At 52.1% G+C, this 265-nt stretch carries 1 pseudogene; it reads right to left on the reverse strand.

The features are described from left to right. A pseudogene (gene glmM, locus HBA93_RS21610) lies at positions 1–265 on the reverse strand (phosphoglucosamine mutase); the annotation flags it as partial.

The following is a 265-nucleotide window of genomic DNA, read 5'->3' on the forward strand; positions in this document are numbered from 1 at the left end:
GTACCGGACGGACGGATGACCACACGACCGCTGCCATTGAGAGCATTTTTACCCTCTTCAATGGCCTGCATAACGGATTTATTCTCAAGCAGCTTGCCGCCGGAAACACGCACATTTTTGAGAATCTGCGGTACCGGTTTAAATTTACGGCAAACTTCGCTCAGCGGGCGCTGCTGCTCCTGCATCACTGCCAGAATTTGCAGCGCTGAAATCAGGCCGTCGCCGGTTGTGCCAAATTCTGACAACACAATATGACCGGACTGTT

Source organism: Ochrobactrum sp. SFR4, from assembly GCF_019730395.1.
Classification (GTDB): domain Bacteria; phylum Pseudomonadota; class Alphaproteobacteria; order Rhizobiales; family Rhizobiaceae; genus Pseudochrobactrum.